Genomic DNA, 7,733 nt, shown 5'->3' with positions numbered 1-7,733 from the left:
CCAACATATCGAAAAAATTTGCAAGGTTTGAAAACGAAAATACTCATTTCTTGCATATTTTAATGCAAAAATTATGCCAAATATAATTTTAAATAACTGTAAATCGAATAGTTATGTGGTTTTTAAGGGTCGACTATTTAAGAGGCAAAGTCGTCCATTGATTTTTTACCAGACGGATTTTGCAATACTGTTTTCCAAAACTGCATAAGTTTGTAGGTTATCCGCCTAACAATTGTCCTTCGACTCCGCTCAGGATGACGTAAAACGATAGAAAGGAACGAAACAAATACCTGCTAAAGCAATTAAGATGCCCAATCAAGTTGAGCATGACGTAACGCCAATAGCAGCATGACCACACCATATCTCATTCTCGTGAAAACGTAAGTAAATTGAGGGAACGAATGATTATGTTCTGTGAAGACACAGAGCATGGAGCACGATGTCTATGGCTTCAGGTAATAAAAAAGCAGATACTTTTAAGATATCTGCTCCTCACTTAAACCAAAGACCAATAAAATTTAATACCTAAATCTAAGCATCTTCATTTATTTATTAAAGGATTTTTATAGAATGAATAAATTGAACTAAAACAGTCTACTATGCGTGAATGGCTCAAGTCTGCCAATTAACGGCGGGTCTGTTTTTCTGGGAAAATCCAGCCAAACTTTTTCTTTTCGAACTTCATTATCATACCTTCCAAAGGAATTTTAATTAGTATACCAGTTCCTTTATAGTTTTCGATAATTAAACTTCCCTTTAATCTTTCTATACGAAGCTTAATATTGCTTAAACCCATGGCATTAAGCTTAACAAGATTTGGATCGAAACCAACGCCATTATCCTTAATAGAATAAATAACCAGTCCATTACTAATACTTATACCTAAATGCACCGTTGTACCCTTCGAATGCTTTAGTGCATTATGCACAACCTCTTTAATTAATAAATAATTATTTCTTCTTATTTGGCTGCTGATAATTACATCAGGAATATTATGAGGCATTGATGCGGTGAAAGTAATGCTTGAGTGCTCAAATAATTTTCTTGATTGGCCTTCTATAAAATCGAATAAACTTTCCAGGTTATCGCTTTCTGCATTAGTACTCCAAATAATCTCATTTATTTTATCGGCCATTTCATTAATCATCACATTAATTTGCCGTATTTCGTCTACATCTTTTCTGTTTTTACTGGCAACCTCCGAAAAAAGCTTAATTGCAGATAGGCCTGCGCCAATTTCATCGTGCATTTCACTGCTAATACGTTGCCTTTCGGCATCTATATACCTTTTTTGCTCGATGTAATTTCGATGAGAATAATGGTGAATGGTTGAATTTTTAGTAAAATAAAAAAACATTATAATGCCAATAGCAAGCAAAACAATAAATCCAATGATCCATTTATTCGGTATTGATGAAAAAAGGTTATCGCCAATAATTAAAAAACCAAATGAGCTATAAATCGGGAAATTCACAACAAAAGCTTGATTAGTATAATTAGTAATACAGTTTTTTGCACCTAAATGATTATAAATATATTTAGAAAGCTGTAAATTATATAAATAAATACCTAATTTGCCGAAGCTTTGCAAATTATTAAGCTTATGGTTTAAAAGGATAGAATTATTTTCTAAATGATAATATTTTTCGAATACATTCGTATTGAATATGTTATTTAAGTTTCCATAATGGGAAGATGAAATTTTCGTTTGAACCGCTTTATTATTTTCATATTCTACTTTATCATTTAAAGATGAGTTAATTAAGAATATACAAATTACCGAAGTAAGTAATAAAGTAAGTAGCAACTTATAATTTTTCGTCATAGTTTGTTAGTACGCAGATGATTTACGAATATAATACAATTTAATACCTATACTAATATCTAAATTATCGAATAGTATGATTTCTGTGTCTATTGTTGAAGATCATGACCACTATCGTAACTCTTTAGTTAAAGCTATTGAGGAAAATGCTTTATTCCAAATAAATGGAGCCTATTCATCTGCTGAAGAAGCTTTAATAAATTTACCACTTAATCCGCCAGATATTGCCGTTGTTGATATTAAATTAAAGGCTTTATCGGGTATTGAACTTATTCAGCAAATAAAATCCAGTTTGCCTTTTACTCAATTTTTAATGTGTACAGGTTATCAAAATAACGAATACGTTTTTAGCGCACTAAAAGCTGGTGCATCTGGATATATAGTTAAAGGTTCTACCTCTTTCGAAATTCAAAGTGCAATTATAGAACTTCATAATGGAGGCTCGCCAATGAGCCCCTACATTGCAAGAAAAGTAATAACATTATTGCATCAAAAAAGTGATGAAAATAGTTTTGGCTTGAGTAGTCGCGAGTTAGAGGTATTATCACTTTTAAGCGAAGGGCTTTTATATAAAGAAATATCAGATAAATTACAGATTAGCCAAAACACAGTAAAAAATCACTGTAAAAATATCTACAAAAGATTACATGTTCAAAATAGAGTAGAGGCCTTAAATAAATTTACCCAGTATAATTTAAACTCAAACAGCACACAGGATTAAACCTATACCCTGTCTAATAAACTAACTGAAGTATCTTCGTCATCTATTTTCCTTTCACTATCTTCGAAAGCAGGGAAATCATAAACCTTTTTAAGCAGTTTTGCAGGATTGCCTACCATTACAGAATTATCAGACACATTTTTGGTTATAACTGCACCTGCCCCTATTACCACATTATTACCTATTTGAATATTTCCGATAATTATGGCATTAACACCAATATCCACGTTATCGCCTATTTTTGGTGCACCACTAAACGTATTATCTATTAATTTTTTTCTTCCAACGATTGTTAATTGACGAATGGTACAATTTACACCAAATTCGGCTTCGCTATCTATGGAAGTTCCTCTTCCATTTTCTATCCTGAAGCCCTTTCCAATTTTAGCGAATAAGCTAATTTGAATTCCAGATATCCATTCGATGTAAACGATATAAAAGATGAGATACCAGAAAAAAAGTATAGTGAGAATAGTTTTGCTTCTTGTCCAACTGGCGATTCGATAAAACACCATAACAAATTTACTGCTTACACTTCCGCTATTAGCTTTCCAGTCTTGAAATATATTATAAGAAACTTTAGTGTTATCCAATTTATCCATCTAGTATTTATAAAGGCATAATGTAACAAATCATTTGAACATTTTAAAGATAGATTTAGGAAATTTTATTTTATTAAAAAACAATGTAGACTCAGAACAAGTTAGAATCTGATTTGGTAAATTATAAGCTAAATCTTTAAAAGAAAGAAATTATCCAAAAAGGCGATTTAGTCAATTGCATGATTTCTATAGCCATTATTCAAATAAAGCTGATATTGATTTATCTTAATACCAATATAAACAATTATCATTAACTTAAAGATAGCCTTTAAGGGCTAATAAGGACTATTATTTATATTACAGACAGGTATTTCGGTAGCCCGCAATAATGTAATTCAGGCATCTTCTCCATTCCAAACATCATCATCTGCGTATCTCAATTCATCGTGACTTCCCGTAACACTTCTAAATTCTTCGTGATGATAATTTCTTTCAGGATTTTCTGGCAACATATCTTCCTGCTCAACCGGTCCTTTTCTTAAATGCTCAGGCTTTTTAACTTCAGGCAAATCCTCATGAATTACTGAGGGTGTTAGAATTCTTTTACCCGGTTTTGTATTATCTTCCATAAATCAATCAATCAAATTGAACCAATGCAAAAGTGAAATAAAATATTGATACTATTACTATCTATTTCAATCTTCGATTAACAAAAACTGAACTCTTTCTGTTTTTATCAGATTTTTGATTCACACCAACTTTCATCAAAAAACAAACAAAATTTTTAGCATCCTCACTTATAAACGACTATATATTACTCTATAGTATAGATTGTATTTATTTGATAACTATTAATCCTGCCGATTAGCAAACCGACAGGATTAACTTTAATAATTACCGGTTACACCAAGCTCAAGTCCGCGTAGTTCTGCCAAACCGCGTAAACGGCCAATAGCCGAATAACCCGGATTACTTTGCTTTGCTAAATCATCTAACATCTGGTGACCATGATCAGGTCTGAAAGGAATAGATTTATCTCTTAAAGCATTTTCTTCTGATAATGCTTTCATAATTTCGTACATATTTACGTCTCCGCCTAAATGGTCGGCTTCGTAGAAACTCCCGTCTTCGTCTTTAGTTACATTACGTAAATGCGCAAAATAAACACGTTCTTTTACCACATTAAAAATCTCTAATGCATTATTATCTACACCGGCACCTAATGAGCCTGTACAAAAACAAACGCCATTAAATGGTTTATCTACATTTTTAAGAATATAGTTAAAATCATCAATTGTACTAGCAATTCTTGGCAAACCTAAAATCGGATATGGCGGATCGTCAGGATGTATCGTCATTTTTATTCCTTCTTTTTCACAAACTTCTGCAATTGAAGATAAAAAGTAAACCAGATTTTCTCTTAAACCATTAAAACCAATTACTTTATACTCATTAATACTATTGCGAAGTGTTTCCAATTCTATTTCCTTTTCATTTGGAATGCCCATCAACACATTAACCCTTAAATCATCAAGCTGTTGCTGATTTAAGGTTGCAAATTTAGCTTTCGCACGTTCTAAAACAGAATGTGGATAATCATCTTCAGCGCCTGCTCTTTTTAGAATATGTAAATCAAAAACCGCTAAGTCAATCCAGTTAAAATACAAAGCCTTTGAGCCGTCTGTCATTTCTAAATCCAGCTGTGTACGCGTCCAATCTAAAACCGGCATGAAATTGTAACAAACAGTTTTAATACCGCATTTCGCTAAGTTTTGAAGTGAAATCTTATAGTTTTCTATAAACTTATCAGCATCAGCTCTTCGGGTTTTAATCGCCTCGTGTACGGGTACACTTTCTACTACCGACCAAGTTAAACCTGAAGCTTCGATAATTGATTTTCTTTCCTGAATATCTGCCAAAGGCCAAATTTCGCCATGAGGAATATGGTGAAGAGCGGTAACTATTCCTGTAGCTCCTGCTTGTTTTACATCTTGTAAGCTAACCGGATCGTTTGGGCCATACCAGCGCCAAGTTTGTTCTAATTTTTTATATTTTGATTCCATAAATTACACACCAGAGAAAGCACTAAAACCACCATCAACTTTTATATTCTCGCCATTTACAAACTTTGAAGCATCACTTAGCAAATAAACCAAGGCTCCAATTAATTCATCCGGATTACCAAATCTTTTAAAAGGTGTTTTTGTGATGATTGATTTTCCTCTGGCAGTAAGCGAACCATCTTCATTGGTTAACAAGGTTCTGTTTTGGTTGGTAACAAAAAAGCCCGGTGCAATAGAATTCATTCTGATTTTATCGCCGTAGCGGTTGGCAAGTTCGACGGCCATCCATTTGGTATAGCTATCTATAGAAGATTTTGCTAAAGAATAGCCCAAAACCCTTGTAATTGCCTGTGATGCAGCCATTGAAGATATATTTACAATGCTTCCACCCTGTTTTGCAATCTCCTTACCAAAAATTTGTGTTGGTAAAATAGTACCAAATAAGTTTAAATCGAAAGCTTGTTTCAATGCAGCAATATTTAAATCGAAAACATCATTTCCTGGTTGAACAACAGCTTCGGCAACATTTCCACCAGCAGCGTTTACCAGCGCATCGATTCTTCCAAATTCAGTAAGAATTTTCAGCTTAGCATGCTCTAAATCTTCCTCATTTAAAACATCAGCGAGGATATAAATTGCTTTAGCACCTGCACTAATAGCTTCTTCTGTTCTTTGTTTTGCAACATCTTCATTTCTTCCGATAATGACCAATGATGCCTTCGCAGCGGCAAGGCCATTAACAAATGCCTCGCCTAATATACCTGTAGCGCCTGTTACCACTACAACCTTTTCTTCTAAAGAGAAAAGATTAGATTCTTTTACCATTAATTTAATATTATTCGATTACTAATGTGGTTATAGAATGAGGCAAGCTTGTTGTAGTAGCTGCTTCTCCTTTAATCCATAAACTATATTTCAATTTTTCATCAGATTGATTCATAACCACAACCGCAACTTTACCATCTGGGTTAATGAATGCTGTTGTTTGCAATTTATCGCGACTTGATGCCGAACCAATTCTCTTCGCACCCGGACGGATGAACTTAGAGAAGTGTCCCATATAATAGAAAGCATTTGTATAAATTAATTTATCTGATTTTGTATCTGCATGAACTGGTGCAAAACAGAAATTACCAACATGATTTGGTCCTCCGTTTTCGTCCAACAGAATATTCCAATCTGTCCAAGCTGCTGTTCCACTGTTAAAATCGTTAATCATAGAGTAACCATAACGTTCACCTAAAGTCCAATCATCTAGCTTAGTTACATCATACTTCTCTTTACATCCTTCAGTAAAAATCAATGCTTTATCTGGATATGCCTCATGTGTTTGTTTAACATTTCCGAATTGCATGTTACTTCCGGTCCATGTTTCGTACCAGTGAAAACCAATTCCCCAAACGTATTTTGCTGCATCTTTATCATTTAATATGGTAGATGCTCTTTGGAAAATCTGATCGCGATTATGATCCCAGGCAATTAACTTTTTCGATGCTAATCCTGATTTTTGAAGCGTTGGACCTAAAAAGTTTTTAATAAAATCGCGTTCCTCTTCTGCCGTATATACGCATGATTCCCACTTTTGTTTAGCCATTGGTTCATTTTGAACACTTAAACCCCAAATTGGCATTCCCATCGATTCGTATGTTTTAATGAATTTTACGTAGTGGTTTGCCCAACTTTGACGATACGCAGGAAGTAAATGTCCGCCTCCAAGTAAACTGTTATTATCTTTCATCCATGCTGGTGGCGACCATGGACTTACAAAAAGGGTTAATTTACCGCCAGCGGCTTTAATTGCCTGCTTAATTAATGGAATTTTAAATTGTTCATCGTGTGCAACACTAAAAGTTTTCAGTTCTTTGTCGTTATCCTGAACATACGTGTAGCTGCCGCTAGAGAAATCGCAACTTGCTATGTTTGTACGTGCCAGTGTGTAACCTATTCCACTGGTTGGATTATAGTATTTCTCCATTAATTCATCCTGGTTTTTCTTTGATAGCTTTGCAAATGTTTCTGCAGAAGCATCGGTTAAAGCACCACCAATACCAACCATAGTTTGGTATTTTATTGTAGGATCGATAAAAACGCAAGGCTCCGTTTCAAATGGCTGCTTATTTGTTACAAAATTTAAAGTTTCCGTTTTGCGAATTCTTAAATCCGAATTTTGAGCAGTAACATATACTGATACTTTTTTATTACCTACCGTGTAGGCCTGAGTTGGTTTAGTTGTTTTTTTGATTTGAGCACCAGCTGTAAATGCGGTAGCTAAAACTAAAAGAAGGCTTAAGTTTTGTTTCATTCTATTTGCTCGTTTATTGTATAGGGTTTTGCTTGCAATATTATTAATAAATTACCATCATTTTTCTTTAAACTCTTATTAATTTAAGTAAATCCTTATCCTTAAAATTTCATCTACCAAGTTCTAATTAATTAAAAATTTAGAAACTGTTTAAATTTCAACTCCAATTACTTTATAGAACGTGGAGACACGTTCCATGGCAATAGCCAAGGTGCGTATCCCTACCAAAATGCTATTAATTTAAGTACAAACGTTGTCAGTCTGAGGGGTAATTTATTTC

At 33.7% G+C, this 7,733-nt stretch carries 7 protein-coding genes; 1 reads left to right on the top strand and 6 read right to left on the bottom strand.

Features of this window, described 5'->3' with window-relative positions:
* Positions 1-625: 625 nt before the first annotated feature.
* Positions 626-1,825: a sensor histidine kinase gene (locus tag ACFOUY_RS14120; protein WP_378961480.1), complete on the bottom strand. Its 1,200-nt coding sequence runs from the start codon at positions 1,823-1,825 to the stop codon at positions 626-628.
* A gap of 76 nt (positions 1,826-1,901) precedes the next feature.
* On the opposite strand from ACFOUY_RS14120, the gene ACFOUY_RS14115 reads away from it, so the two are divergent.
* On the top strand, positions 1,902-2,546 hold the full coding sequence (locus ACFOUY_RS14115; RefSeq protein WP_378961479.1) for a response regulator: 645 nt from the start codon (positions 1,902-1,904) through the stop codon (positions 2,544-2,546).
* 2 nt (positions 2,547-2,548) lie between these two features.
* Here the strand turns inward: ACFOUY_RS14115 and ACFOUY_RS14110 are convergent, their stop codons facing one another.
* The 5 genes from ACFOUY_RS14110 to ACFOUY_RS14090 all read right to left on the bottom strand — a co-directional run bounded on the left by ACFOUY_RS14110 (position 2,549) and on the right by ACFOUY_RS14090 (position 7,453).
* On the bottom strand, positions 2,549-3,148 hold the full coding sequence (locus tag ACFOUY_RS14110) for a DapH/DapD/GlmU-related protein (RefSeq protein WP_378961478.1): 600 nt from the start codon (positions 3,146-3,148) through the stop codon (positions 2,549-2,551).
* A 335-nt stretch (positions 3,149-3,483) separates the two neighbouring features.
* Entirely contained in the window at positions 3,484-3,717 is a 234-nt protein-coding gene (locus tag ACFOUY_RS14105) for a hypothetical protein (RefSeq protein WP_378961477.1), read from the bottom strand.
* A gap of 258 nt (positions 3,718-3,975) precedes the next feature.
* Positions 3,976-5,151, bottom strand: coding sequence for a mannonate dehydratase (gene uxuA / locus ACFOUY_RS14100; protein ID WP_378961476.1), 1,176 nt, complete (start codon positions 5,149-5,151; stop codon positions 3,976-3,978).
* A 3-nt stretch (positions 5,152-5,154) separates the two neighbouring features.
* The gene (locus ACFOUY_RS14095; RefSeq protein ID WP_378961474.1) at positions 5,155-5,976 is read right to left on the bottom strand and encodes an SDR family oxidoreductase; all 822 of its coding nucleotides are present in this window, start codon (positions 5,974-5,976) and stop codon (positions 5,155-5,157) included.
* Between the two features lie 10 nt (positions 5,977-5,986).
* Entirely contained in the window at positions 5,987-7,453 is a 1,467-nt protein-coding gene (locus ACFOUY_RS14090; protein ID WP_378961473.1) for a glycoside hydrolase family 30 protein, read from the bottom strand.
* Positions 7,454-7,733 lie beyond the last annotated feature (280 nt).

Origin of the sequence: Pedobacter jamesrossensis (assembly GCF_042650905.1) — a bacterium.
GTDB lineage: Bacteria > Bacteroidota > Bacteroidia > Sphingobacteriales > Sphingobacteriaceae > Pedobacter > Pedobacter jamesrossensis.
The sequence above is the reverse complement of the archived record's forward strand: the minus strand, read 5'-3'. Positions and strand labels throughout refer to the sequence as shown.